Source organism: Amycolatopsis speibonae (assembly GCF_042647925.1).
GTDB classification, from domain to species: Bacteria; Actinomycetota; Actinomycetes; order Mycobacteriales; family Pseudonocardiaceae; genus Amycolatopsis; species Amycolatopsis speibonae.
Map to the genome: position 1 here is coordinate 258,183 of NZ_JBHRWK010000012.1, position 25,903 is coordinate 284,085.

Genomic DNA, 25,903 nt, shown 5'->3' on the forward strand with positions numbered 1-25,903 from the left:
GAGCGCATGCGACTTTTCGGCCCGCTCGTGGACCGGGCGACCTACCGCCGATGGGTGTATTTCATCCTCGGCGGCGCACTGAGCGTGCCGTATGTGCTCTTCGCCGCCATCGTGGTGCCGTCGCTGCTGCCCCTCGTCGTGACGGTGGGACGCGGGGTCGTCATCGCGATGATCACCGTCGTCCTGGTGGTGATCGCGTCGTCGTTCCTCCCCGCCGTCCGGGTGCTGGAAGGCACGGCCGTGCGGGAACTGCTGGACGACCCGGTGCCCGGGGTGACGTTCGGGCCCGCGGGAAGCTGGCCCGTCCGGCTGCGGTCGAGCGCGATGTTCCTGCTGCACGTGGCCACCGGTTGCGTCGTCAGCCTGGTGAGCCTGCTCGTCCCGGTCGCCTTCGGCTTCTCGGTCGCGGCGCCGTTCACCGGCCGGATAGCGCTGTCCACAGAGGACCCGATCACGGTGCCGAAAGGCTGGGCGAGCGCCTGGATCCCGGCGGCGTTCCTGCTCGGCCTCGTCGCGCTGGCGTACGTCGTCCGGATCGCCGGTGCGGTGCTGACCCGCTGCGCCAGGAGCCTGCTGGGGATCTCGGCCGCCGAACGGATCGCCCAGCTGGAGAAGCGCACCGAACAACTCGCCGAACGCAACCGGCTCGCGCGGGAACTGCACGACTCGGTCGGGCACGCGCTGAGCGTCGTGACCATCCAGGCCGGGGCCGCGCGCCGGACCCTGCGGTCGGATCCGGAGTTCACCGAGCAGGCGCTCACCGCGATCGAGGAGTCGGCCCGTGCCGCGCTGGACGATCTCGACCACGTGCTCGGGCTGCTGCGCGAGGAAGCGTCGTCACGGGCGCCGCAAGCGGGGCTGACGGAGCTGTCCGCGCTGGTCGAGGCCACGCGGCTGGCGGGCGCCGAGGTGACGGCGGAGGTGCTGGGCGAACCGTCTTCGGTACCGCCGGTCGTCTCCCGCGAGGCGTACCGGATCCTGCAGGAATGCCTGACGAACGCGTTACGGCACGCCGGTAAGGTGCCGGTGACGGTGCTCGTGGACGCCGGGGCGGAGCTGTTGCGGTTACGGGTGGCCAACCCGCTCGGCGCCGCTGCGCCGTCGCGGGACGGGGGCGGCCGGGGGCTGCGGGGAATGACGGAACGGGTGGAAGTGCTCGGTGGCACGATCACCGCGGGCCGCGCGGACGGATGCTGGAAGGTCGAGGTGGCGGTGCCATGGGGGAAACGGCGATGAGCATCGGGGTGCTGCTGGTCGACGACGAACAGCTCATCCGGGCGGGGCTGCGCGCGATCGTCGCGTCCGAGCCCGATCTGGAGGTCTTGGGAGAAGCGGCCGACGGTGCCGAAGTGCCGGGCCTGGTCTCGCGGTTCCGGCCCGACGTCGTGCTGATGGACGTCCGGATGCCCTCGGTCGACGGGATCCGCGCGACCGAGCATCTGATGTCCACTATGGATAATCCGCCGAAGGTGATCGTGGTGACCACCTTCGAGAACGACGACTACGTCTACGACGCACTGCTCGCCGGCGCGAGCGGCTTCCTGCTGAAGCGGGCCCGGCCCGAGGAGATCGTCGCGGCGATCCGGACGGTGGCGGCGGGGGAGTCCCTGCTGTTCCCGGCCGCGATCCGGCGGCTGGCCGCGCTGCAGGCGAACCGGGGTCCGCAGGACGGGCTCGCCGGAGCCGGGCTCACCGAACGCGAACGCGAAGTGCTACGGCTGATGGCGGGCGGGTTGTCCAATGTGGAGATCGCGGGCGAGCTGTACCTCGGCTTGCAGACGGTGAAGACGCATGTCGGGAACATCCTCGCGAAACTCGGTGCGAGGGACCGGACACAAGCGGTGATCAAGGCTTACGACACCGGATTCGTCACACCGGCGGGCTGAACGCGGTAGGGTCCCCAGGTGGATACGAACGTCAACCGCCGTCGTCTGCTGGGGCTGGGAACGGTCGCCGCCGCGGGCGCGGTGTTCGGGACAGCCCAGCTCGCCCAAGCCGCCGAAGAGTCCGATTCGGACACCGCCGCCGCCGACGCTTCGTCCGCCGCGCGCCGGATCTCCCAGGTCTACGCCCGGGAAACCGCGAAGGCGGGTGGCACCTGGTCGTCTTACGTCAGTGTCGCGGATTCCGCCGGTAACCTGGTCCCAGCCGTCTCCGAGCGGGCCGACGAGGTGGTCGAGGCCTACAGCGTCAACAAGATCGCGGTCGCGACCGCGGTGCTCGACAAGATCGACCGCGGACTGCTCACTTTGGACCAGCGCGTCGATGTCACGGCCGACATCGTCATCAAGGACACTGACGGTATCTTCGGCCTCGACGGCGCGTACCCGAGCTCGATCACTCTCGGGCACGCGATGGCCGCGCTGCTGACGCTGTCCGACAACACCGCCGTCCGCCTGTGCGGGCTGGTCTGCCCGTCCGCGGAGGTCAACGAGATCCTGCGCGGCAAGGGATTCGTGCACACACAGGTCGTCCCGGTGGCGAACCCGAACCGCTTCTTCCTCGGCAAGACGACTCCGGCCGAAACGCATACGCTGCTGCGGAAACTGGTCGGCGGGACGCTGCTTTCGGCGAAGTCCACCGAGTACCTGCTGAACATCCTGCGTTCGCTGAGCGCGTTCACCGACGGGGTGCGGCTCGACCTGACCTCGGCCGAGCGGCTGCGGGTCGCCACGAAGGCGGGCTGGTTCAACGACGGCCGCAACGAGGCCGGCGTGATGTTCAGCGCGGACGGCAAGCCGATCCTGACCTATTCGCTGTTCGCCTCCGGCGCGTTCGCGGGTGACCAGGCGGTCAACAAGGACGACTACGCCGCGACGCATCCGGCGCTGAAGGCGCGGACGAAGCTCGGGAAGACGATGTTCCGTTCGGTCGAGAAGCTGACGGCCACCACCGCCCGCACCTACGCGTCCGCTCCGTACCGGGCCTCCAACGGCGGCTGAAGGACTAGTCGAGGGCGGCGAGGATCAGCGTGGCCATCGCGGCCGGGTCCCCGTTTTCCGGGCGCAGCACCAGTTCCGGGTTCTCCGGTCGCTCGTAGGGGGCGTCCACTCCGGTGAACCCGCTGATCTCGCCCGCCCTCGCCTTCGCGTACATCCCCTTGGGATCGCGGTCTTCGCAGACCTCGAGCGGGGTGTCGACGAAGATTTCGAGGAACGGCAGCCCGGCCGCCTCGTGCGCGGCGCGGGCGAGTTCGCGGTCCGCCTGATACGGGCTGATCAGCGAGACCACCGACACCACACCGGCGTCGGCGAACAGCTTCGCGACCTCGGCGACGCGCCGGACGTTCTCGGCGCGATCGGCGGGATTGAAGCCGAGGTTCCCGTTCAACCCGTGCCGGAGGTTGTCGCCGTCCAGCAGATACGCGGGCCTGCCGGACGCCACCAGCCGTCGCTCCAGCTCCACGGCCACACTCGACTTCCCGGACGCGGAAAGCCCGGTGAGCCAGACGGTGAGCCCGCGGGTCGCACGTTCGGTCCTGGTGACCGCGGCGGTGTGCCAGACGACGTTCGACGCCGTCACGCTCGGGCCGGTGATCATGCCCGCCGCGACCGTCGCGCCGGAATGCTCGTCGACGAGGAGGAAACCGCCGGTGGACCGGTTGCGGCGGTAGGAATCGAACAGCAGCGGCTGCCGCGCGCGCAGCCGGATCCGGCCGATCTCGTTCAGGGACAAGGATTTCGCGGTCTCGTCGCGGTGCAGGGTGGTGACGTCGAGCCGGTAGTCGAGGTCGCGGATCTCGGCCTTGGTCTCCCGGGTGGTGTGCCGGACGACGTACTGCGAACCGGGTTTCAGGGCGTCCTGTTCGGCGAACCAGCACACCATCGCGTCGACGTCCCGGCTGGTGTGCGGACGGTTGCCGGGACGGCAGATCAGGTCGCCGCGGCCGAGGTCGAGGTCGTCGGCGAGCTCGATCGTGACGGCCTGTGAGGCGAAAGCTTCGGTGACCGGGGTGCCGCCCGGCCCCCAGATCGCGCGCACCGTCGTGGTGAAACCGGACGGCAGCACGGCGACCTCGTCGCCGGGTTTGAACACCCCGCCCGCGACGGTGCCCGCGTACCCGCGGAAGTCACGGCTGTGCTCCCGGATCACGTACTGCACCGGGAACCGCGCGTCGATGAGGTTGCGATCCGAGGCCACGTGGACCTGTTCGAGATGGTGCAGCAGGGAAGTGCCTTCGTACCAAGGCATACCGGCGCCCCGGTGCACGACGTTGTCGCCGTGCAGCGCCGACATCGGCACGAAGGTCAGGTCGTGCACCTGCAGTTTCATGGCGAAGCGGCGGAAGTCCTCACGGATCTCCTCGAAGCGCTCCTGCGACCAGTCGACGAGGTCCATCTTGTTGACGCACAGCACCAGATGCGGGATTCCGAGCAGACTCGCCAGGAAAGAGTGCCGCCGGGACTGTTCGAGCACGCCTTTGCGGGCGTCGATGAGGACCAGCGCGAGATCCGCCGTGGACGCCCCGGTGACCATGTTCCGGGTGTACTGCACGTGCCCCGGGGTGTCGGCGATGATGAACTTCCGGCGCGGCGTCGCGAAATACCGATGGGCGACGTCGATCGTGATGCCCTGCTCGCGTTCGGCGCGCAGGCCGTCGGTCAGCAGCGCGAGGTTCGGATACGCCTCGCCGCGGTCGCGGCTGGTGCGTTCGATGGCTTCGAGCTGGTCGGTGAACACGGTCTTCGAATCGAACAGCAGACGGCCGATCAGGGTCGACTTCCCGTCGTCGACGCTGCCCGCGGTCGCGAGCCGGACCAGCTGTGAAGCGCCCATCAGAAGTAGCCTTCCTTCTTCCGGTCTTCCATGCCCGCCTCGGAGATCCGGTCGTCGGCGCGGGTGGCGCCGCGTTCGGTGAGCCTGCTGACCGCCACCTCGGCGACCACTTCGGACGGTGAAGTCGCCGTCGACTCGACGCAGCCGGTGCAGGTCGCGTCGCCGACGGTGCGGAAGCGAACCGTTGCCTCATAAGGACTTTCGTCTTCGTCCAAGGTGAGGAAGCGGGTGTGCGCGAGCAGCATCCCGTCCCGCTGGACGACCGGGCGCCGGTGCGAGTAGTAGATCGACGGCAGGTCGACGCCCTCGGCCTCGATGTACTGCCAGATGTCGAGTTCGGTCCAGTTCGACAGCGGGAAGACGCGGATGTGCTCGCCCTTGCGATGCCTGCCGTTGTAGAGGTCCCAGAGTTCCGGCCGCTGATTGCGCGGGTCCCATTGGCCGAACTCGTCGCGGAAGCTGAAGACCCGTTCCTTCGCGCGGGCTTTCTCCTCGTCGCGCCGGGCGCCGCCGAAGACGGCGTCGAAGGAATGCTCGCGGATCCCGCGCAGGAGGGCCGCGGTCTGGAGGCGGTTGCGGCCGGCCTTCGGGTCTTCGACGACCCGGCCCGCGTCGATGTCGTCCTGGACGCTGGTGACGACGAGCCGGAGTCCGTAGGTGTCGACGGTGCGGTCCCGGAACTCGATGACCTCGTCGAAGTTGTGCCCGGTGTCGACGTGCATCACCGGGAACGGCGGTGGTGACGGCCAGAACGCCTTGGCCGCCACGTGGAGCATCACCATCGAGTCCTTGCCGCCGGAGAACAACAGCACCGGCCGTTCGAAGGTCGCCGCGACCTCGCGGAAGATGTGCACGGCTTCGGCTTCGAGTGCTTCGAGATGGGTGAGCTCGTAGGTCGGCGACACCATCGTGACCTCCGTGGTTCGAGATCAGAAAAGTAGAACAAGTTCTTGTGCTTGGTCAAGGGGAGGGGCACGCTGTCGGCATGGACCTGGTCGCGCTCGAAGAGATCCGCCGCCTCAAAGCCCGCTACCTCCGGTGCCTCGACCTCAAGCTGTGGGACGAGATGGCCGGGACCCTGACGACCGACGCGCACGCGCGGTTCGGCACGCCGTCCTACGGCGAACCCCTGAACTTCGAAGGGCGTGACGCGATCATCGGGTTCTTCCGGAACGCCGTCGGGCCCGGCGTCACCACGGTGCACTTCGCGGGGCAGCCGGAGATCGACGTCGACGGCGACACCGCGACGGGCACGTGGCTGATGCGGGACAAGGTGATCGTGCCCGAGCACCGGGTGGTGATCGAGGGCGCGGCGTACTACGAGGACACCTACCGGCGGGTGGACGGCGCGTGGCTGACCGCTTCGACCCAGTACGACCGGCTGTACGAGACGATGATGTCGATGGACGACGTGCCGAGCTTGAAGCTCACCGCGAACCGGTGGTCCTCCTGACCCGCGTTTAGGCCTCTGAACGCGAGTGGTCGGGGTGGTCGTGAGTGGCAAGTGTCGTTAGAACGACACTTGCCACTCACGACCACCCCGACCCACTCGGTGCCGTCACCCTGGTCGCCTGAGGTACGTGAAGGACTCCTTCATTGCGCCTAGCGCAATGAAGGAGTCCTTCATGCGCAGCTGCTGTGGCTGCTGGCGCGCGTGGGGCGAACGTGGCGATCGCGAAGGTAGTGAAGGCCTCCTTCGCTACCGTCAGGGTAGGCAAGGAGGCCTTCACGGACTTGCGCTAACCGTCCTAGTCACTCACGAGGCCGACGGGCGGTGGCCGCCGCATTCAGAGGACTAAACGCGGGGGCGGCGGCCGCCGGATTCGGCGGTGACGGCGTCGGCGGTGGCGACCAGCGCCGCACCCCGCCGCGCGATCTCGGCGCCGGTGATCGGCTCGCCGACCGACAGTGTGAGCACCAGTTCCTGCCTGCCCGAAGCGTCGAATGTCGGCGCGGCGAGCAGGCTTACCGCGTGCTTGTGGCGCGGCTCCAGATCGGCGCCGAGGTAGACGCGCTCGCCGAGGCTCGAGACGAGTTCCCCCACCAGGCCCCGTACTTCTGGCGGCAGCTCCTCCGCGCCGACGCCGGCCATCAGCGCGTAGAGCCGTCGCCCGGCGGAGGTCAGGCTCTCCACCAGGTACCCGTGTTCGCGGCATTCCGCGACGACGCGACGCAGACGCGCTTCGTCCAGTCGCACCGGCACCGCCGGGGGTTTGGCGAGCCACGTGTCGAACGCCGAGTCGGCGTCCCACAGGACGTACATCAGGCCGACCGGCGGCGCGAACGGGTAGGTCTCGCCGAGCTTCACCCGCCCGGGCCCGGCGCTCTGCAGCATCAGGATCCGGTCGCCGACCACGGCCGACGCCGTGCACGTGGCGCCGTAGCGCCTGCTCAGGTCCTCCAGATGCCGTCGCGCGACCTCGCTCGCGCCGAAGCCCTCGCCGGCGACGCGGCCCGCGGCGACCATCGCCGGCCCGAGCCGGTAGGTGACCGGGCCCGGGTCCCGGACCAGGTAGCCGCCCGCGGTCAGCTCGGTGACGATGCCGAGACAGGTCGGCTTGGCCAGGCCCAGTTCGCGGGCGAGTTCCGAAAGGCCGAAGCGACGGCCTGGGTGCGCGGCGAAGAAGTCGAGCAGCCGCACGACTCGCTCGGTGGGCGGGGAACGCCGCGTCATTGACCCATCCTTAGAACGCGTTCTACTCTGATGTCGCGAAGAACGTACCAAGTCGGTACGTATTTGTACCAGCATGAGGAGTCGCCGGTGCTCACTCAACCGTTCGCGGACGCGATCGTCGAAGCCGAGAAGGTCATCGCGGAGGCGCCGCACATCCGGACTGAACAGGATCTGGTCGAGGGCTACGACTACCTCGCCGGAAGCATCCGCGCGTCCCTGCAGATGGCGTGGGCCTACGAACGGGACTATCCGTTCTTCACCCAGTCCACCGGGCCGTACACGAAGATGGGCCTGGACAATCCGGACACGCTGTACTTCAACGCGAACATCCGCGAGGACCGCGAGTACGTCGTCACCGGGACACGGGGGAGCACCGCCGACGTCAGTTTCCAGGTCCTCAACGGCGACTACTCGCCCGTCGAGGTGCCGGACAGTCTCGCCGCTTTCGACGACCGTGAGATCGAGATCGCCGAGGACGGCTCGTTCGAACTCCGCTTCGGACCGGCCAAACCGGATCCCGGCCCCAACAGCGCCGATGAGTTCTCGGCGGGAAAACGTGCCTCGAACTACTTCATCCTCGGCCCGGGCTCGTCGATGCTCGTGGTGCGCGAGGTCTACAGCGACTGGGCCACCGAACGCCGCGGCACGATCCAGATCCAGTGCGCCGACACCGCGGGCGGCTCGCCCGCGCCGCTCACCCGCGACGGGCTGGCCAAACGCTACGGCGTCTCCGGCAAGATCCTGCTGAGCAGGCTGCGGACCTTCCTCGCCTTCCCGAAGTGGTTCTACCTGAACCTGCCGGTGAACACGATGACCGAACCGCGCCCGACACCGGGCGGCCTGACCACGCAGTACTCCTCGGCCGGGCACTACGAACTCGGCGACGAAGAGGTCATGATCGTCACGGTCCCGCGTTCGGACGCGCCGTATCAGGGCATCCAGCTCGGCAGCGTCTGGTATCTCTCGCTCGACTACATCAACCATCAGACGAGCCTCACCGCCGACCAGGCACGGGTCGACCCGGACGGCAAGATCCGGTTCGTGATCAGCGAACGGGACCCCGGCCTCGCCAACTGGCTCGAACGCACCGGGCACGATCGCGGCTATGTCCAGATCCGCTGGCAGCGGCTTTCCCGTGCGCTGGACACCGCCGACGGTCCCGAGGTCGAGGTGGTGAAGTTCGGCGAACTCGCCGACAGGCTGCCGTTCCACGAGGAGGCCCGGGTGACCCCGGAGGAGTGGGCGGCCCGGATCGCGGCCCGCCAGACGGCCGTCGCGGGAAGGATGCTGGGATGACGGATCTCCTGCGGGACAAGGTGATCGTGGTCTCCGGTGTCGGACCGGGGCTCGGCCGGTCCATCGCCGTGCGCGGTGCCGCGGCGGGCGCCGACGTCGTCCTCGCCGCGCGCACCGAATCCCGGCTCGCCGAGGTCGCCAAGGAGGTCGACGCGCTCGGCCGCCGCGCGATCACCGTGCCCACCGACATTACCGACGACGCTTCGGCCACGAACCTCGCCGAAGCCGCGCTGAAGGCTTTCGGTCGCGTGGACGCTTTGGTGAACAACGCTTTCGCCATCCCGCCGATCATGGATCTCGCCGACGTCGACCTCGCCGACGTGCGGGCGGGCTTCGAGACCAACGTGCTCGCCGCGCTCCGGCTCACACGGCTGTTCACACCTTCGCTCGAAGAGAGCGCCGGGTCGGTGGTGATGATCAATTCGGCCGTGCTCCGGCATTCCCGGCGGACGTTCGGCGCGTACAAGATGGCGAAGGCGAGCCTGCTCGCGCTCGCGCAAAGCCTCGCTTCGGAACTCGGGCCGCGCGGGATCCGGGTCAATTCCGTAGCGCCCGGCTACATCTGGGCGGACTCGCTGAAGTGGTATTTCGCCTACCTGGCCAAGGAACGCGGCGTACCGCCGGAGCAGGTGTACGCCGAGACCGCGGAGACGATCGACCTGCGCCGCCTGCCGGAACCGGACGAGATCGCCGACACCGTCGTGTTCCTGGCCTCGTCGCTCGCCCGCTGCGTCACCGGTCAGTGCCTCGACGTCAACGCCGGCGAATACCACCACTGAAGGGGAGAACATGCTGCCAGGGCGGGAAAACGTCGGCACCGTGGAGGATCTGCACGCGTCGGCGGCGAAACTCACCGGGCTGGACGACTTCGGCGGCGAAGACCACCTCGAAGGACTGCGGGTCCTGCTGGATTCGTATGCCGGTGAGGCCGGACTGACGCCGTACGGCAACAAGATCCAGCGCGCGTTCCTGCGGGGTGCCCTCGTGGCGCGGTCGTTGAGCGAGGCGTCCTGGAAGCAGAACCCGAAGTACGCCGAGGTGCCCGTCGAGCGGCCCATCTTCGTCACCGGCCTGCCGCGCACCGGCACCACGGCGCTGCACCGGCTCCTCACCGAGGATCCGGCGCACCAAGGGCTGGAGGTCTGGCTGACCGAGGTGCCGCAGCCGCGGCCGCCGCGCGAGACCTGGGCGGAAAACCCGGTCTTCCAAGGGATCCAGGCGGGCTACGAGAAGCACCACGTCGAACATCCCGAGTTCATGGGCCTGCACCACATGTCCGCCGGTCAGGTCGAGGAATGCTGGCAGCTGCTGCGGCAGTCCCTGAAATCGGTGTCCTACGAATGTCTCGCGCACGTGCCGTCGTACTCGCGCTGGCTCGACGGGCAGAGCTGGACCGACGCCTACCGCAGGCACCGGAGTAATCTCCAGCTGATCGGCCTGCCCGACGCCGGACGCCGCTGGGTGCTCAAGAACCCGAGCCATCTCTTCGCGCTCGACGCGCTGCTGGAGGTGTACCCCGACGCGCTGATCGTCCAGACCCACCGCGCGCCGAGCACGATCATCGCGTCGGTCTGCAGCCTGAACGAACAGGCCTCGGACGGCTGGTCCGACGTCTTCCGCGGTGACGTGATCGGCCGTAGCCAGCTGGATCTGTGGGCGCGGGGCGCGGAAAGGTCGCTGGAGGCGAGGAAACGGCACGATCCGGCGCAGTTCTGCGATGTCCGGTACGAGGATTTCGTCGCCGACCCGATCGGCACTGTCGAGGGTGTCTACCGGCATTTCGGGCTGCCTCTGAGCGGCGAAGCCCGCGACGCGATGACGGTCGTGCACGCCGAAAGCCGTTCTGGGGAAAGGAAACCCGTGCACCGGTACGACCTCGCGGAGTTCGGTCTCACCACGGGCGAGGTCGACGAGCGCTTCTCGGCCTACCGCGCCGCCCACTCGCTCTGAAGCCCCGCAATTAGTCACCTACTTGCCAGGGCGCTTTCCGGCGCCGGACCGCGATCTGGGGCAAGTAGGTGACTAATTGCGGAGAGGTCAGAAACCGGCGGCGCGCTGCGCGGGGAGACCTCGCGTCGTGATCCCGCGCAGCACCTCGACGCGCTCCGACCCCGGCCGCCCGAGCACCCAGCTCGACCCGGGGACCTCCTTGGCGCGCTTCTTCAGCGGCGCCAAGAGCCGGGAAGCGTCCTTGTAGGACCGGATCGCGCCGTTTCCGCACACCAGGGTCGCCAGTGAGACCGTCACCGGGAGCCCATCTGCCGACCACGGCGTGTCCAGCAGCGCCGTGGCGACCGTGCCGATCTCGTCGACGTCACAGGCGATCAGGAAGTCGTCCCCGCCGACGTGGCTGACGCGCATCCGCCGCAGCCTGGCCTCCAGGTCGGTGAGCGTCCGGCCGAGCGTGCGGATCAGATCGTCGCCCGCGGCGAACCCGGCGGTGTCGTTGACCGCCTTGAACGAGTCGACGTCCAGCCAGGCCGCGACGAACGGCTCCCGCGCGTTGATCCGGCGGTCGACGTCCCTGGCGACGGCGTCGCTGCCGGGCAGGCGGGTCAGCGGGCTCAGCGAGACGGCCTCCTCGACCTTCGCCTCCGCGACCCCGCGGACGACCTCGTTCACCAGCACCACCCCGACGCACCGGCCGCGGTCGTCGACCACCACGACGTCGTCTCCGGTGCGGCTCCAGTCCGCGTCGGTGACCAGTTCGAGGAACTCCAGCGCGCTAGCGTCCGCGTGGATCGTGTGCGGCCGGTCGGCGAGCCGCGACGCGGGCCGTTTGGCGTGCAGGGCGTGGCCGTACAACCCGGTGACCGCGACCAGGAAGCGGGTCCGGTCGATCGACCACTGTGGACGGTGCCGGTCGTCGATGCCGACGATGCCGCTCGGCCCGTCGGAGGCGGCCAGCACCTCACGCACGTCGTCACAGGTCGCCGCTTCCGGCAGCGTGGTCGCGGGCCGCAGGAAGTCGCCGACGCGGCGGGCGCGGGCGGTGCCCGCGACGAACGGGCCGGGCGCGTCCGGCGCGGGCAGCGGCGCGTGGTCGCCGTCCGGCGGGGCGAGCAGGTTGCCCTGCGCGATCCGCACCCCGAGCCGCCTCGCGGACTCCAGCTGCTCGGTGGTTTCGAGCCCGGTCGCGACCAGCCGGTTGTCGGTGCGCGACGCGAAGTGCAGCACCGCCTCGACCACCGCTACGGCGGCCGGATCGTGCGGCAGGCCGCGCAGCACGGTGCGGTCCAGTTTCACCAGGTCGATCGGCGCGGAGGCGAGCAGCGTGAGCGGCAGGTCACCGCGGCCGAGGCCGTCGAGCGCGAGCCGGAACCCGAGCTCGGTGAGACGGCGCATGCCGGTGAGCAGCAGGTCGGCGGGGATCTGCGTGAACGGCGGCCCGATCTCCAGCACGACGTCCCTGGTCCGGCGGCCGGACAGGCCGAGCGCTTCGGTCAGCGATTCGAACCGGGCCGGTGGCGCCGCCACGGTCCGCGCGGACAGGTTCAGGTGCAGCGGGAGGGCTGCCTGAGTCACGTTCTGCTGCCGCACCGCTTCGGCGGCCAGGCCGATGTCGACCTCGGTCAGCTTTCCGCTGCGCCGGGCGTCGGCGAGCAGTTCGTGGGCGGTGCCGCGGCCCGGCCGTGCCAGGGCTTCGAACGCGACGACCCCGCCGGTGTGCAGGCTGTACAACGGCTGGTAAGCGAAGCGGACCGCGATCTGCAACGTCACAACCCGCATATTCGTCGGTGGCGGCGCGAAACAAAACACGTGTCGACTGATGTTCACCGGGCAGGCACCTGGTTACCTAGAACGGCGTAACGCACGCCACCCGATCAGGTGTTTTCTCACTTGCCACGGCGCCATTCGGAAAAGCGCCGACATCGCTTCGGCGGTACCCGGAACGTCTTCGCGACCGGTGGTGAAAGCCCGTTGGAGGCCGGTGGGCAAGGTGAAGAACAGATCGAAGAACACCGGGACCGCTTCGGACGGCATCCCGCACAGTGCCCGCAGCCCGTGCCGCCGCAACTCGTGCACGGTCCGCGCCGATGCCGGCCACAGCGCCCGGTGGGCGGCCGACGCGGCTTCGGCGGGCCCTCGGTCCCAGGCCTGGGCGACGGCGTCGGCGACAGGGTCCGCGAGCCGCACCGACGTCGCGACGCTGTATCCGGTCGCCGGATGCACCAGCCCGGCGGCGGCCCCGAACGGCACCGTCCGGCCACGACGGGGGACCGGCAGGTCGAGCACGATCCGCACGCGTTCCTCGCGTCCGTGTGCCGTCAGCCCGGCGGCCGTCAGCCGGGCACGCAGCCGCGCCGCCAGGAGTTCGAGCGGCAGGCCGGGCTTGCGGGCCAGCGAGGTCTCCTCGACCAGGACGGTGCCGTCGCCGAGCGGCAGTACGTACAGGAAGCCTTGTTCGCTGCCGCGCCAGTCCATGAACACGGCGGTGTCCGGACTGTCGACCAGGCGCAGCGCGTCCTCGGCGGGGAGGACGGCGCCGAAGGCCGTCTGCTCGTACCGGTTCCCCCGCGGCCGGGCACCGGAAGCGTCGACATACAGGCCCGCCGCGAGCACTCGTCCGTCTTCGAGGCGCACCGACGAGCCCCGCCTGCCGTGGTCGACGCCCGCCACCGTCCCGGCGACGACGTCGTAGCCGCCGTCCAACCACGCGCGCAGACCGGCGTTGTCGATCACGAGGTACTGCCGATCGAGGACGTGCTGCCTGGTTCCGAAGGCGAGTGCCGTCGAAGGCGCGCAGGCGATGGCGCTCTCGGGCAGCGCCGGAAGCTCGTCGGCCCACAGCCCGTAGGTCGCCCGCCAGCGCCTGCCCGGCGCCGGGTCGATCAGGACCGTCGCCAGGCCGCGCCGGGCACAGGCCCGCGCGAGTGCCCGGCCCGCCGGGCCGCCGCCCGCGATCACCACGTCCGCCACCTGGGCAGTGTCTCAAAGCGCCCCGACGGATACGGTGTGACGCATGGAACAGACGGACCCGAGACTGACGGATCCAAGGGCGTGGCGGCGTGATCCGGAGAGCGAGAACGCCGGGTTCACCGACCTCGCCACGAGCCCGTTCCGGATCGACCGGGACCGGATCGCCGCGTCGCCGTTCTTCGCCCGCCTCGGCGGGGTGACCCAGGTGGTCAGCGCCGGTGGATCCGGGCTGCTGCACAACCGGCTCACGCACAGCCTCAAGGTCGCGCAGGTCGCGCGCGCCATCGCCGAGCGGATCAACTCCACCAGCGACTCCGCCGAACTCGCCGCGAAACTGGGCGGCTGCGACCCGGACGTCGCCGAGGCCGCCTCGCTCGCGCACGACCTCGGACATCCGCCGTTCGGGCACCTGGGGGAGCAGACCCTCGACCGGATCGCCCGGCACCGGTTCGGCCTCGCCGACGGCTTCGAGGGCAACGCGCAGTCGTTCCGGATCATCACCACGACCGACGTGCGCGGGCCGTCCGCTTCCGGGCTCGACCTGACCACGGCGGTGCGCGCCGCGGTGCTGAAGTACCCGTGGGCGCGCCTGCACGTGCCCGACCCGCATCCGACGTCGATGGACGTCCAGCCGCGCGGCGCGGCCGAACCGGCCGACGCCCCCGGCACCGGCGCGAGCAAGTTCTCCGCCTACAGCACCGAACTCGACGACTTCACCGAGGCGCGGGCACCGTTCGCCGGCCGGATCGAACCCTGGCAGCAGACCGTCGAAGCGTCCGTGATGGACACCGCCGACGACATCGCCTACGCCATCCACGACCTCCAGGACTTCCACCGGATCGGTGTCCTGCAGCACGCGCCGGTCGCGGCCGAGTTCGCCGGCTGGGTCGAGGGCGCGGTGGAACTGGCCGGGCTGGACGACGCGACCTTGACCGCCGAACGGCGGCTGCCGGGCCGTTCGCTGGAACGGCTTCGCCGCCGGATGCACGCCAAGGACGGCTGGATCGTCGACGACGACGCCTTCACCAGCGCCGTCGCCCGTGTCCGCGCCGAACTCGTCGACGGCCTGCTCGCCACCGGGTTCGACGGTTCCATCGAGGCGGAGCAGGCGACAGCCGCCTTCTCGGCGAAGTGGACCGCGCGGCTCGTCGACGGCGTCCAGGTGGTGTCGTCCCCTTCCACCCGGACGGGGCATCTCACGTTGCGACCCGCGCAGTGGCACGAGGTCCAGGTGCTGAAGTTCGTGCACCGGCGATTCGTGCTGTTGCGTCCGGAACTGGCGCTGCACCAGCGCGGACAGGCGAGCCTGGTGACCACACTGGTCGACGCGCTCGACGCCTGGCTGCTCGACCGCGACGAGTTCTACCGGCTCCCCCGACGGCTGCACGATCTGGTCGAACTGGCGCGGTCGGAGTTCAACCAGCTCGCGCGGACGTCGCCGGAACTGCTCATCGGAGCGACCGGGGAACCGGTCACCGGCGCCGACGCCGTGCGCGGTCTCGCGCGCGGGCGGGCGGTGGTCGACTTCGTGGCGTCCCTGACGGACAAACAGGCGGTGACCCTTTTGGACGGCCTCTCCGGTCGCGCTTCGCAGCCTTGGTCGGACTCCTTCGTCCTTTGAGGCCGGTCCCTCATCACGCCGTGACCATACGATTACGCTGAACGGCCCACGATCTGCGGCCGAATCCGGAAATTCTCCATCCGACGTCACTCGAACGGCGCCTGCCGCCGGTGCACGCCCGGTACTTAGCTTGATCCAGCCGGTGATCGCCGGCATTGGTCAGCGTGAGTCGGGGCACGCGCCCAGGAATCGGAGGCGCACGTGCGTCCAACCCGTTCTAACCGGAGAAGAAGATCGATCCTGACCGCAGGCACGGCGGCGCTCGTCACCGCGCTCGGCTTGGTCAGCCCGCCCGTCGCGGCGGCGGAAACCGGACAGTCCTCGGACGCGTTCTCGGAGAACACCGTCCGGCAGATCGAGGCCCTGCAGTCGATCAAGAAGAATCAGACCGCCGCCGAGTCCAAAGTGGACAGCAGGCTGCTCGTCGAACAGAAACTCCGCGCTCAACGCATGCCGGCCTCCGCGGTTCCCGCACTGGGGTCTGGGGCGAATGTCTCCGCGACCGGCACCGTACTCGTCGACATCCGGGGCCAGGTCTCGGAAGAACTCCTGAATGGTCTGCGTGCATCCGGTGCCGGGATCCGCGCGGTCTCCGAACGGTACGGCAGCGTCCGCGCCGAAGTGCCGCTGAACGCGGTCCCGGCGATCGCCGGACGCGAGGGCGTCAAGAAGGTCGAGACCGCCAACGAGGCGTTCACCGCCCGCCAGCTCGCCGAGCCCGCCACCGCGGGCAAGGCGAAGGCGGAAAGCAAGGAAGAGAAGGCCGCCCGGATCGCGGACGAGCTGCGGAAGGCCGTCGAGGGCAAGGGCCAGGTCGGTGCCGCCGCCGGACCTGTCGACAGCGAAGGTGACCGCGCGCACAACGCCGACACCGCGCGCCAGCAGTTCGGCGTCACCGGGGTGGGCACCAAGATCTGCGCGCTTTCCGACGGCGTCGACTCGCTCGCGACCTCACAGGCGCGCGGCGAACTCCCGGCGGGCGTCGACGTGCTCGCCGGCCAGCAGGGATCCGGCGACGAGGGCACCGCGATGCTCGAGATCATCCACGATCTCGCGCCGAACGCGGCGCTCGGTTTCGCCAGCGCGTTCAACTCCGACGCCGGCTTCGCCGACAACATCCGCAAGCTGCGTTTCGAGGCGCACTGCGACGTCATCGTCGACGATGTCCTGTACTTCAAGGAATCGCCGTTCCAGGACTGGATCATCGCCCAGGCCGTGAACGACGTGACCGCCAACGGAGCGCTGTACTTCTCCTCGGCCGGTAACGAGGGCAACGTCGCCGACGGCACCTCGGGCCACTGGGAAGGCGACTTCGTCGACTCCGGCAAGGGTGTCGGCAAGTTCGCCGGCACCGCGCACAACTTCGCCGGAGCCGCGGGCAACCAGATCTTCCAGCCGATTTCGAACGGGTCCGGGGCCGTGCCGGTCACCTTGTTCTGGTCGGACCCGCTGGGCCACTCGAACAACGACTACGACCTGTACCTGCTCAACGCGGCGGGCAACGTCGTCGACTTGAGCCAGGACGTCCAGACCGGGACCCAGGACGCCTACGAGCGGGTGGACACCACGGGCGCCGCCGGGCTGCGGCTGGCCATCGTCAAGTTCTCCGGTGAGGGCCGCTACCTGTCGCTGTCCGCGCTGCGCGGTCGTTTCACCGACTCGGCCGACGGTCTCAAGGCCTACACCAAACCCGGCGTGACCGTGGGCCACTCGGCCGCGCGGGACGCGTTCAGCGTCGCGGCGGCCCCGGCCGCCAAGGCGTTCCCGCGTGCCCTCGAACCGAACGACCCGGCCAACCCGGCGGGCCCGTTCCCGGCTGCCTTCGGCGCGGCGTCGAAGGTCGAACGGTTCACTTCGGACGGTCCGCGGCGCATGTTCTACCAGGCCGACGGCACCCCGATCACCCCGGGCAACGTGTCCGGCACCGGTGGTGAGGTCCGCGCCAAGCCGGACATCACCGCGGCCGACGGCGTCTCCACCAGCGTCACCGGGTTCACCACGTTCTACGGCACGTCGGCCGCCGCGCCGCACGCCGCCGCGATCGCGGGCCTGGTGCTCTCGGGCAACCCGGGGCTGCCCCCGGCCGAGGTGCGCGCGGCGCTGATCAACACCGCCGTCGACATCCTGACCCCGGGCCGTGACAACTCCAGCGGCGCGGGCGTCATCCTCGCCGACAAGGTGCTCGCCTACACCGGCGCCAGCCCGCAGCCGCTCGCGACCGCGGGCCAGCCGACGGTCACCCCGGCCGACGGCGGTTCCGCGCTCGACCCGGGCGACACCGCCAAGGTGACCCTGCCGGTGACCAACCGCGGCGACGGCACCGCGTCCTCGACCAGCGTCGTGCTCTCCAGCCCGACCCCCGGTGTCACGGTGGCGCCGCGGTCGAAGTCGTACGGCACGATCAGCCCCGGGCAGACCGGCGTGAACGACTTCACCATCACCGTTCCCGCCACGCAGGAACTCGGTGTGCCGGTGGTGCTGAACGCGCGCGTGACCTTCGCGGGTTCGTTCTCGCCGACCACGTCGACGTTCTCGCTGCCGGTCGGCACGCCGTCGCCGGTGACGCAGAACTTCGCCTACGCCGGTGCCGCGGTGGCGATCCCGGACAGCGACCCGACCGGTGCGACCGTGCCGATCACGGTGAGCGGTGTCGGGCGCGCGTCGAAGCTGACGTTCTCGATCGACGGGGCCACGTGCAACACCGACCAGACCTCGATGACGGTGGGCATCAACCACTCGTACGTCGGTGACCTGGTCGGCACGCTGACCTCGCCGGCGGGCGCCAAGGCGACCGTGTTCCAGCGTGGCGGCGGCTCGGGCAACAACCTGTGCCAGGTCGTCTTCGCCGACACCGCGACCGCCCTGTTCAGCTCGGTGAGCGCGGCGAGTGCCCCGTTCACCGGGACCTACAAGCCGGTGCAGCCGTTCGGCGGCCTGACCACCGGCGCGGTGGCAGACGGGGTCTGGAAGTTCACCGCGGTGGACGTCGCCGGTGGCGACACCGGTTCGATCCGTTCGGTTTCCTTGCACGCCAACGGTTTCGTTCAGCCCGGTGCGGCTGAGCGGCCCGCGAGCGTCGGGAAGTCGGTCGGCACGGGGCCGGTGAAGCCGGTCTAGTCCTGTTTGCGCGTGAAAGCCCCCTTCATTGCGCCTAGCGCAGTGAAGGGGGCCTTCACGCACGGCCGCTGTGACTGCTGGGGCAAACGTGGCGACCCGGAAGGTGGTGAAGGCCTCCTTCCCTACCTTCAGAGTAGGGAAGGAGGCCTTCACGGACCGGACGCGCGGATCAACCGCAGCCAGAATCCAGTAGGTACCTAAGGCACGCTCGGCCCCAGCCCGAATCGCCACTCACGACCACCCTGTGACCATGGGGAGCGTTGCGAAAGCCACTTTCGCAACCTTGAGCGTTGCGAAAGTGGCTTTCGCAACGCTGACCCGGGCCTCGCCCCGTACGTTGAGACCATGGCGAGGGAGCGGCAGGTGGCGGGCGGGGGACGGGCGATCGAGGTCGCCCCGGACCGCCTCGAAGGCTGGTACGCACGCTTCGCCGTCCGCAACGAAGGCGTCCGTGAGACGCACTTCGCTCCGGACACCGTCACGGTCACCGCGGAAAACGGCGTCGTCGCCGTCGCGACCGTCCCTTTCGGACCGCTGGACGCCGAGGGAACCGTGGCCGGGACGGCCGTCGGCCCGCTCGTCGAGCACGCGCTGGTCTCGCGCCGGATCGCGCTCCTGCTGGTGCGCCGCGGCGGGCACAGCGTCGGGATCGCGCGCGGGGGAGTGGTCGTCCAGTCCAGGACGGACCGTCACCTCGTCCAGGGCCGGTCCGCGGCGGGTGGCTGGTCGCAACAGCGGTTCGCGCGGCGCAGGGAAGGACAAGCGCGCACGGCGCTTCGTTCCGCCGCCGAAGACGCGTTCGAGATCCTTTTGCCGCAACTGTCCGAAGTGGACGCCGTCGTGCTCGGCGGTGACCGCAGGGCACTGGACTCACTGCGTGAGGACAGGCGGCTGGCACCGTTGTTCGCCCGTGCCGAACCCCGCGTTCTCGACATCCCCGAACCACGCCGCACGGTGCTGGACGACGCGGCCGAACGGGCGGTCGCGGTCGAGATCACCCTGTCCGGGCCGTGACGTCGGGCACGGTCGGATAAAATCGTTCGACGTCGGCCCGTACACTGATCGCGTGGACATCCTCTTGGAGTAGCTCCTCGCCGGCCGGCGGCCGGCGAGTCGAAGCTGTCCACTCATCCACCCCTTGTACCGGGAGATCCCGTGATCACGGCCTCTGGCCTGCAGCTGCGCGCTGGTTCGCGCATTCTGCTCGACGACACCAACGTCCGCATCCAGCAGGGTGACCGTATCGGCCTGGTCGGCCGCAACGGCGCCGGCAAGACCACCTCGCTCAAGGTGCTGGCGGGGGAGGGCGAGCCGTACGCCGGCGAGGTCCGCCGCAGCGGCGAACTCGGCTACCTGCCGCAGGACCCGCGTGAAGGCGACCTGTCCGTCACCGCGAAAGACCGCGTGCTCTCCGCGCGTGGCCTCGACGCCTTGCTGCGCAACATGGAAAAAGCGCAGAACGCGATGTCGGAGCTGGTGGACGAGAAGGAACGCGACAAGGCGGTCAACCGCTACAGCCGTCTCGAGGAGCGCTTCGCCTCCCTCGGTGGTTACGCCGCCGAAAGCGAGGCCGCGCGGATCTGTTCCAACCTCGGTCTCGCCGACAGGGTGCTCGCGCAGACGCTGCAGACGCTCTCGGGCGGTCAGCGCCGCCGCGTGGAGCTGGCCCGGATCCTGTTCGCCGCGGCCGAAGCCGGCGCGGGCGGCAAATCCGAGACGATCCTGCTCCTCGACGAGCCCACCAACCACCTCGACGCCGACTCCATCAACTGGCTCCGTGGCTTCCTGAAGCAGCACGACGGCGGTCTCGTGGTCATCAGCCACGACGTCGAACTGCTCGGCGACGTGGTCAACAAGGTCTGGTTCCTCGACGCGACCCGCGGCGAGCTCGACCTCTACAACATGGGCTGGCAGCGTTACCTCGACGCGCGCGCCACCGACGAGAAGCGCCGTCGCCGCGAGCGCGCGAACGCCGAGAAGAAGGCGTCCGCGCTGCAGCAGCAGGCCGCGAAACTCGGTGCCAAGGCGACGAAGGCGGTGGCCGCCAAGAACATGGCCCGCCGCGCCGAGCAGATGCTCTCCGCGCTCGACGACACCCGCCAGGCCGACAAGGTCGCCCGGATCAAGTTCCCCGAGCCCGCCCCGTGCGGCCGGACCCCGCTCACCGCGGAAGGGCTTTCGAAGTCCTACGGTTCGCTCGAGATCTTCACCGGAGTCGACCTGGCCATCGATCGCGGTTCGAAGGTCGTCGTACTCGGATTGAACGGTGCCGGAAAGACGACTTTGCTCCGGTTGCTCGGCGGAATGGAAACTCCGGATACCGGCGAGACCATTCCAGGTCACGGAATGCGTTTGGGCTATTACGCACAGGAACATGAAACGCTCGACCACGATGCGTCCGTGTGGGAAAATATCCGTCACCTCGCGCCCGACACCGGAGCGCAAGAGCTGCGGAACCTTCTCGGGTCGTTCCTCTTCACCGGCGAGCAGCTCGATCAGTCGGCGGGCACGCTCTCCGGCGGCGAGAAGACGAGGCTCGCGCTCGCCGGTCTGGTGTCCAGCGCTGCCAACGTTTTGCTGCTCGACGAGCCGACGAACAACCTGGACCCGGCAAGCCGTGCCCAGGTCCTGGACGCCTTGCGCAGCTTCTCCGGAGCCGTCGTCCTGGTGACCCACGACCCGGGCGCCGTCGAGGCGCTGGAGCCGGAGCGCGTCATCCTCCTGCCGGACGGAACCGAAGACCATTGGTCGGCGGATTATCTGGAACTTGTCCAGCTTGCGTGAGGCCTGCGTCCGTTCGGGTGCTTGATCGATGCCATCCGGCCACTGAAATGGCCCAATGTGATCGCGGTTTCAGCAGTTTTGCGCTCGTCGTCTGGCATTCCGGCGCTCAGTGTTCGATCATTGCGGCGACAGGGGCCGTTATGTGGCCCAGAACACTCTCGGCGGGAAGGCGATCGACGTGGCTGATCTCAAGAAAGGCGCGCGGATCACCGGCAACACGCGTGACAAGCTGGCCGCTGACCTGAAGAAGAAATACGAGAAGGGCTCGAGCATCCGCGCTCTCGCGGAGTCGACGGGTCGCTCGTACGGGTTCGTGCACCGGGTTCTCTCGGAGTCCGGCGTCCAGCTGCGCGGCCGTGGTGGTGCCACCAGGGTAAAGAAGAAGTAGTCACGAAGAAGTAGCGGACTGCTGCGCGGGGGGCGCAGTTCCCTTTCCGGGGACCGCAGTTTCGCGGGTTTCGGCGGACAGGAAGGCCAGCCTGGCGCCGAGCAGGACCAGCGGATACACCAGGTATCCGTACCTCGTCGCCGGAGTGAGCAGGATCAGCGCGACGAGCCCGACGGCCATGCGCGTCAACGCGTCCGATCCGGTCGAGGGAGGGCGGCGCACCAGCCAGACCAGGATCGCGACGGCAGCGATCCCGAGCAGGGCGAAGGAAATCGCCGTGCCCACCGGGCCGAGCGAGGCGATGAGGTGGCCGGGCAACGGGCTCTCCGCCGGTGACTTGATCACGCCTATTCCCAGCGGGAACCGGAAGACGTGCTCGACGAACGCCTTCGGGTCCACGAGGTAGACCGGTACGTGCACGACGAGGGTCGTCACCACGAGTGCTGCGGCGAATCCGCCCAGTGCGCGAGGGCCACGCCGCGTGATCAACAGGACACCCAGCACCACCGCCGCGGGCACGACGATGAGTTTCGCGCTGATCACCAGGGCCAGCACCAGACCCGACAGAACGGCGCGGCCGGTCGTGGCCAGCGCGAAGGACAGCACCAGCAGGCCGACGATGGCCAGATCCGGGCCGGCGACCGCCCAGGTCAACGCGGTCAGCGGGCAGGCGAGGGCGAGCTGCGCCGCACTGACCGGGATTTTCGGCCACTTCAGCAGCCGCAGCGTCAGCAGTACACACGCGACGGCCGCCAGCGCGAACATCCAGCGCGCGTCGGTGAGGGCGTCGGCCACCGGGCCGCCGCCGGACAACGCGCGCGGCAGGCCGAAGACGGCCATCACCGGACCGTATGGTGTGTAATCGTTTACTTCCACCGCGCGACCGAGCGCGGTGACGTCGACGTACGGGGTTCCGTTCTCCAGGAAGAGTTTCGCCGACCTCTCGATCACCCAGACCTCGGGCTGGGCGGCCCACGAATTCGGCGTGATGAGCCAGTCCACTCCGGTCAGACGGCGAATGACGAGCATTCCCAACGGAAGGATCATTGCGAACAGGCCGATGGCGCCGATACCGATCCACCGCGAACCGAGCGCGCCGGACGGCCGCTTGCCGCGCCGGGCGGCGATCGTCAGCCAGCCGGTGTGGACCACGGCGAGGCCGTAACCCGCCACGGCGAAGTTCGCCCACACGCGATAGCCGTAGAACTCCGCGACGACCGTGTTCAAGACGGCGAAGATCAGGCATCCCGTGTAGAAGACCAAGTCGATGGTCAGTCGTCGCCGGTCTGGGTCCTTGGTCACCGGCTCAGGCTACCGACGTGGCGACCTCCGCCGGAAAGAGGACGCGGAAACCGGGAAGCATCCGCTTGCCTCGGGTGTTGGTCATGCTTATATCCGGGAAAACTCTCGACTAATATCGAGGTTTCTGGGGGCGAAGAGAGGTTTCTCATGGACAACACGTGGATGCTGATGAACTCGGCGATGAAGTCGGCCGACGTTCCGAAGGGGCTGCACAAGGGCACGTTCCGCCGCGTCGCACGGTTCGCCAAGCCGCACTGGCGAAGGTTGCTGATATTCCTGGTGCTCACCGTCGTCTCGGCGGTGCTGGCGGTGAGCACGCCGGTGCTGGCCGGGAAGGTGGTCGACGCGATCGTCGGCGGGCACGACGTCTCGCTGGTGGTGTGGCTGGCCGTGCTGATCGGGGCGCTGGCGCTGATCGACGCCGGGCTCGGGCTGGTGGAACGGGCCCAGTCGTCGAGGATCGGTGAGGGGATCATCCTCGACCTGCGGCTCGCGGTGTACCGGCACGTGCAGCGGATGCCGGTCGCGTTCTTCACCCGCACCCGCACCGGAGCGCTGGTGAGCAGGCTCAACAACGACGTCATCGGCGCCCAGCGCACGTTCACCGCGACACTGTCCGGTTTGGTCACCAACGTCATCCAGCTCGCGCTGTCGCTGGTGGTCATGGTGACCCTGTCCTGGCAGGTCACCCTGCTGGCGCTGGTGCTGCTGCCGGTGTTCATCCTGCCGACGCGGCGGCTCGGGCGGCGGATGGCCGCGCTGCAGCGGGAGGCGGGCCAGCTCAACGCGTCGATGACCACACAGATGACCGAACGGTTCTCCGCGCCGGGCGCGACACTGGTGAAGCTGTTCGGCGACCCTGAGAAGGAAGCGGGCGACTTCGGCTCGCGGGCCGGGCGGGTGCGCGACATCGGCGTGCGGACGGCGATGCTGACGCGCTGGTTCCTGACCAGCCTGACCACGGTCTCCGCGCTCGCGCAGGCCCTGGTCTACGGGCTGGGCGGATACCTCGCGCTGACCGGGACGCTCGCGCCGGGCACCGTCGTGGCGCTGGCGCTGCTGCTGACCAGGCTGTACTCGCCGCTGACCGCGCTGGCGAACGTCCGGGTGGACGTGATGACCGCGCTGGTGTCGTTCGAGCGGGTCTTCGAGGTGCTCGACCTCAAGCCGATGATCGAAGAGAAGCCGGACCCGAGCCGCGTTCCCGAAGGCCCGGTTTCGGTGGAGTTCTCGGACGTCCGCTTCGGCTACCCCGCGGCGGACCGGTACTCGCTGGCGTCACTGGAGGACGTGTCCACTTTGGATCATCGCGGTGGTGAAGAGGTGTTGCACGGCATCAGCTTCCGGGCCGAACCCGGGCAGATGGTGGCGCTGGTCGGTTCTTCCGGCGCGGGCAAGTCGACGATCGCCTCGCTGCTGCCGCGCCTCTACGACGTCGACGCCGGGGCGGTCCGGCTGTCCGATGTGGATGTCCGGGAGCTGGGCTTCGCTTCGCTGCGGGAAACCGTCGGTGTGGTGACCCAGGACGGGCACCTCTTCCACGACACGATCCGGGCGAACCTCCAGTACGCGCGGGCCGGTGTCACCGACACCGAGATCTGGTCGGCACTCGATCGCGCCCGGCTGGCCGAGCTGATCCGGGACCTGCCGGACGGGCTGGAGACCGTGGTGGGGGAGCGGGGCTACCGGCTCTCCGGCGGGGAACGGCAGCGGCTGACCATCGCCAGGCTCCTGCTGGCGCAGCCGCGGGTCGTCATCCTCGACGAGGCGACCGCGCATCTGGACTCGCAGTCCGAGGCGGCCGTGGGCGAGGCGCTGACCGACGCGCTGGACGGGCGGACCGCGCTGGTCATCGCGCACCGGCTGTCCACGGTCCGGGCGGCGGACCAGATCCTGGTCATCGAGCACGGGGAGATCGTCGAGCGGGGAACGCACGAAGAACTCCTCACGCGGGAAGGGCGCTACGCGGAGCTGTACCTGACGCAGTTCTCGGAGGCGCCCGCAGCCGCCTGACCTGCTGTTTCGTGCTCGTGAGGGGTTAGGACGGTGAGAACCGTCCTCACCCCTCACGAGGCGGTACTTTCGCGTGACCGAGCGGACGAAACTTGTGATCAGACGGACGACACACGTGACTGGACGGACGACACCCGGCCACGGCCGAGTCGTCCCGTCTGATCACGCGTGCCGTCCCGCCAGTCACGCGAAACCGGCCCTGACGCGACTTGCCGCTCACGAGGAAGTGACTAGCGGAGAGCGGGGACCCGAGCGCCGTACTTGGCCAGCAGCGCGGCGTTGGCCTCGTCGCCACCGGCCACGTTGGAACTGCGCCACAGCGGGATGTCGACACCTTGCGCCGCACCGAGGTCCACGACCTCGGCGAGCACGAGGTTCCACAGGAACGCGTTGATCACTGTGGACAGTGGCGCGGTCCGCGGCGCGTCCGGCGGGTAGCTCGAGTCGCCGGGACGGACGTGGGAGTCGAGCACGATGCTCGCTTCTTCGATCAGCGTGGTCGCCGCGCGCTTCGGCGCCGCGGCCACGGACGCGGCCGAACTCACCGCGATGACCGAAGCCCCGCGCGCCCGCGCCCCGGCGGCCAGCTCGACCGGGTACGGGTTGACGCCCGAGGTCGAGAACACCACCAGCAGGTCGTCCGGCCCCGGCGCGCGTTCGGCCAGGACCTCTTCGGCGAGCCCGGAGCGGCGCTCGGTCTTGGTGCTGTGCTGCGCGCCGTGCAGCGGCAGCAGTTCGGGGTGATAGACCGGATACACGCAGGCGAGCCCGCCCGCGCGATAGAAGGTCTCGGCGACCGCTGCCAGCGAATGACCCGCTCCGGCGGTGAACACCAGGGCATCGGCCTGGATGACGCCCAGGATCAGCTCGGCCGACTTCCGGATCTGCTCCGCGTTACCCCGTTCGGCCTCCGCGAGCCGTTCGGCGACGTCTGCATAACGTTCGGTGGTGCTCACCACATCCGCCCTTCCGTCTGGAGATCAGCGACGAATGTATCGCGTGGACCAATGGC

General features: G+C 69.3%; 20 protein-coding genes. 13 read left to right on the top strand and 7 right to left on the bottom strand.

All coding sequences use genetic code 11. The features are described 5' to 3' along the window. Nucleotides 1-6: 6 nt before the first annotated feature. The 3 genes from ACFOSH_RS07060 to ACFOSH_RS07070 are packed head-to-tail and all read left to right on the top strand — an operon-like array spanning nucleotide 7 to nucleotide 2,942. Nucleotides 7-1,236 carry a sensor histidine kinase gene (locus ACFOSH_RS07060; protein WP_378237865.1) on the top strand — a complete coding sequence of 410 codons (1,230 nt, stop codon included), beginning with the start codon at nucleotides 7-9 and terminating at the stop codon, nucleotides 1,234-1,236. Further along, nucleotides 1,233-1,886 carry a response regulator gene (locus ACFOSH_RS07065; protein ID WP_378237915.1) on the top strand — a complete coding sequence of 218 codons (654 nt, stop codon included), beginning with the start codon at nucleotides 1,233-1,235 and terminating at the stop codon, nucleotides 1,884-1,886. The genes ACFOSH_RS07060 and ACFOSH_RS07065 overlap by 4 nt, the downstream gene beginning before the upstream one ends. 18 nt (nucleotides 1,887-1,904) lie before the next feature. Further along, the gene (locus ACFOSH_RS07070; protein WP_378237866.1) at nucleotides 1,905-2,942 is read left to right on the top strand and encodes a serine hydrolase; all 1,038 of its coding nucleotides are present in this window, start codon (nucleotides 1,905-1,907) and stop codon (nucleotides 2,940-2,942) included. A gap of 4 nt (nucleotides 2,943-2,946) precedes the next feature. On the opposite strand, the gene cysC is transcribed toward ACFOSH_RS07070, so the two are convergent. Both cysC and cysD read right to left on the bottom strand, forming a co-directional pair. Then, on the bottom strand, nucleotides 2,947-4,776 hold the full coding sequence (gene cysC / locus ACFOSH_RS07075) for an adenylyl-sulfate kinase (RefSeq protein WP_378237867.1): 1,830 nt from the start codon (nucleotides 4,774-4,776) through the stop codon (nucleotides 2,947-2,949). Continuing rightward, nucleotides 4,776-5,684 carry a sulfate adenylyltransferase subunit CysD gene (cysD, locus tag ACFOSH_RS07080; protein ID WP_378237868.1) on the bottom strand — a complete coding sequence of 303 codons (909 nt, stop codon included), beginning with the start codon at nucleotides 5,682-5,684 and terminating at the stop codon, nucleotides 4,776-4,778. Before cysD ends, cysC begins: the two co-directional genes overlap by 1 nt. A gap of 77 nt (nucleotides 5,685-5,761) precedes the next feature. Here cysD and ACFOSH_RS07085 point away from each other — a divergent pair, with 77 nt between their 5' ends. After that, complete coding sequence (locus ACFOSH_RS07085; RefSeq protein ID WP_378237869.1) at nucleotides 5,762-6,229, top strand: nuclear transport factor 2 family protein; 468 nt, start codon at nucleotides 5,762-5,764, stop codon at nucleotides 6,227-6,229. A gap of 342 nt (nucleotides 6,230-6,571) precedes the next feature. On the opposite strand, the gene ACFOSH_RS07090 is transcribed toward ACFOSH_RS07085, so the two are convergent. Beyond that, complete coding sequence (locus ACFOSH_RS07090; protein WP_378237870.1) at nucleotides 6,572-7,450, bottom strand: helix-turn-helix domain-containing protein; 879 nt, start codon at nucleotides 7,448-7,450, stop codon at nucleotides 6,572-6,574. An 87-nt stretch (nucleotides 7,451-7,537) separates the two neighbouring features. Here ACFOSH_RS07090 and ACFOSH_RS07095 point away from each other — a divergent pair, with 87 nt between their 5' ends. Genes ACFOSH_RS07095 through ACFOSH_RS07105 form a run of 3 tightly spaced genes read left to right on the top strand, consistent with a single transcriptional unit; the run spans nucleotide 7,538 to nucleotide 10,696 of the window. Beyond that, on the top strand, nucleotides 7,538-8,746 hold the full coding sequence (locus tag ACFOSH_RS07095; RefSeq protein WP_378237871.1) for a hypothetical protein: 1,209 nt from the start codon (nucleotides 7,538-7,540) through the stop codon (nucleotides 8,744-8,746). Next, nucleotides 8,743-9,525 carry an SDR family oxidoreductase gene (locus ACFOSH_RS07100; RefSeq protein ID WP_378237872.1) on the top strand — a complete coding sequence of 261 codons (783 nt, stop codon included), beginning with the start codon at nucleotides 8,743-8,745 and terminating at the stop codon, nucleotides 9,523-9,525. Before ACFOSH_RS07095 ends, ACFOSH_RS07100 begins: the two co-directional genes overlap by 4 nt. A 10-nt stretch (nucleotides 9,526-9,535) precedes the next feature. Then, on the top strand, nucleotides 9,536-10,696 hold the full coding sequence (locus tag ACFOSH_RS07105; RefSeq protein WP_378237873.1) for a sulfotransferase family protein: 1,161 nt from the start codon (nucleotides 9,536-9,538) through the stop codon (nucleotides 10,694-10,696). An 87-nt stretch (nucleotides 10,697-10,783) separates the two neighbouring features. On the opposite strand, the gene ACFOSH_RS07110 is transcribed toward ACFOSH_RS07105, so the two are convergent. Then, complete coding sequence (locus ACFOSH_RS07110; protein ID WP_378237874.1) at nucleotides 10,784-12,466, bottom strand: GGDEF domain-containing protein; 1,683 nt, start codon at nucleotides 12,464-12,466, stop codon at nucleotides 10,784-10,786. A 72-nt stretch (nucleotides 12,467-12,538) separates the two neighbouring features. Further along, nucleotides 12,539-13,666 carry a lycopene cyclase family protein gene (locus tag ACFOSH_RS07115; RefSeq protein WP_378237875.1) on the bottom strand — a complete coding sequence of 376 codons (1,128 nt, stop codon included), beginning with the start codon at nucleotides 13,664-13,666 and terminating at the stop codon, nucleotides 12,539-12,541. 43 nt (nucleotides 13,667-13,709) lie between these two features. On the opposite strand from ACFOSH_RS07115, the gene ACFOSH_RS07120 reads away from it, so the two are divergent. The 5 genes from ACFOSH_RS07120 to ACFOSH_RS07140 all read left to right on the top strand — a co-directional run bounded on the left by ACFOSH_RS07120 (nucleotide 13,710) and on the right by ACFOSH_RS07140 (nucleotide 21,576). Then, nucleotides 13,710-15,287, top strand: coding sequence for a deoxyguanosinetriphosphate triphosphohydrolase family protein (locus tag ACFOSH_RS07120; RefSeq protein ID WP_378237876.1), 1,578 nt, complete (start codon nucleotides 13,710-13,712; stop codon nucleotides 15,285-15,287). Between the two features lie 237 nt (nucleotides 15,288-15,524). Further along, nucleotides 15,525-18,404: a S8 family serine peptidase gene (locus tag ACFOSH_RS07125; RefSeq protein ID WP_378237917.1), complete on the top strand. Its 2,880-nt coding sequence runs from the start codon at nucleotides 15,525-15,527 to the stop codon at nucleotides 18,402-18,404. Between the two features lie 345 nt (nucleotides 18,405-18,749). Then, nucleotides 18,750-19,418, top strand: coding sequence for an acVLRF1 family peptidyl-tRNA hydrolase (locus ACFOSH_RS07130; RefSeq protein WP_378237877.1), 669 nt, complete (start codon nucleotides 18,750-18,752; stop codon nucleotides 19,416-19,418). A gap of 141 nt (nucleotides 19,419-19,559) precedes the next feature. Beyond that, complete coding sequence (locus ACFOSH_RS07135) at nucleotides 19,560-21,188, top strand: ABC-F family ATP-binding cassette domain-containing protein (protein WP_378237878.1); 1,629 nt, start codon at nucleotides 19,560-19,562, stop codon at nucleotides 21,186-21,188. Nucleotides 21,189-21,366: 178 nt separating this feature from the next. Then, on the top strand, nucleotides 21,367-21,576 hold the full coding sequence (locus tag ACFOSH_RS07140; RefSeq protein WP_003071237.1) for a helix-turn-helix domain-containing protein: 210 nt from the start codon (nucleotides 21,367-21,369) through the stop codon (nucleotides 21,574-21,576). Here the strand turns inward: ACFOSH_RS07140 and ACFOSH_RS07145 are convergent, their stop codons facing one another. Further along, on the bottom strand, nucleotides 21,577-22,878 hold the full coding sequence (locus tag ACFOSH_RS07145) for a glycosyltransferase 87 family protein (protein WP_378237879.1): 1,302 nt from the start codon (nucleotides 22,876-22,878) through the stop codon (nucleotides 21,577-21,579). A gap of 147 nt (nucleotides 22,879-23,025) precedes the next feature. Between ACFOSH_RS07145 and ACFOSH_RS07150 the strand changes: the two genes are divergently transcribed. Further along, entirely contained in the window at nucleotides 23,026-24,891 is a 1,866-nt protein-coding gene (locus ACFOSH_RS07150) for an ABC transporter ATP-binding protein (protein WP_378237880.1), read from the top strand. A gap of 230 nt (nucleotides 24,892-25,121) precedes the next feature. On the opposite strand, the gene ACFOSH_RS07155 is transcribed toward ACFOSH_RS07150, so the two are convergent. Beyond that, entirely contained in the window at nucleotides 25,122-25,850 is a 729-nt protein-coding gene (locus tag ACFOSH_RS07155; RefSeq protein WP_378237881.1) for a sugar isomerase domain-containing protein, read from the bottom strand. Nucleotides 25,851-25,903 lie beyond the last annotated feature (53 nt).

What these genes read in the sequence shown, in the direction of transcription:
- ACFOSH_RS07060 (WP_378237865.1), top strand. Translation starts at nt 7, where the DNA reads ATGCGACTTTTCGGCCCGCTCGTGGACCGGGCGACCTACCGCCGATGG.
- ACFOSH_RS07065 (WP_378237915.1), top strand. Translation starts at nt 1,233, where the DNA reads ATGAGCATCGGGGTGCTGCTGGTCGACGACGAACAGCTCATCCGGGCG.
- cysC (WP_378237867.1), bottom strand. Translation starts at nt 4,776, where the DNA reads ATGGGCGCTTCACAGCTGGTCCGGCTCGCGACCGCGGGCAGCGTCGAC.
- cysD (WP_378237868.1), bottom strand. Translation starts at nt 5,684, where the DNA reads ATGGTGTCGCCGACCTACGAGCTCACCCATCTCGAAGCACTCGAAGCC.
- ACFOSH_RS07085 (WP_378237869.1), top strand. Translation starts at nt 5,762, where the DNA reads ATGGACCTGGTCGCGCTCGAAGAGATCCGCCGCCTCAAAGCCCGCTAC.
- ACFOSH_RS07090 (WP_378237870.1), bottom strand. Translation starts at nt 7,450, where the DNA reads ATGACGCGGCGTTCCCCGCCCACCGAGCGAGTCGTGCGGCTGCTCGAC.
- ACFOSH_RS07100 (WP_378237872.1), top strand. Translation starts at nt 8,743, where the DNA reads ATGACGGATCTCCTGCGGGACAAGGTGATCGTGGTCTCCGGTGTCGGA.
- ACFOSH_RS07105 (WP_378237873.1), top strand. Translation starts at nt 9,536, where the DNA reads ATGCTGCCAGGGCGGGAAAACGTCGGCACCGTGGAGGATCTGCACGCG.
- ACFOSH_RS07120 (WP_378237876.1), top strand. Translation starts at nt 13,710, where the DNA reads ATGGAACAGACGGACCCGAGACTGACGGATCCAAGGGCGTGGCGGCGT.
- ACFOSH_RS07130 (WP_378237877.1), top strand. Translation starts at nt 18,750, where the DNA reads ATGGCGAGGGAGCGGCAGGTGGCGGGCGGGGGACGGGCGATCGAGGTC.
- ACFOSH_RS07150 (WP_378237880.1), top strand. Translation starts at nt 23,026, where the DNA reads ATGGACAACACGTGGATGCTGATGAACTCGGCGATGAAGTCGGCCGAC.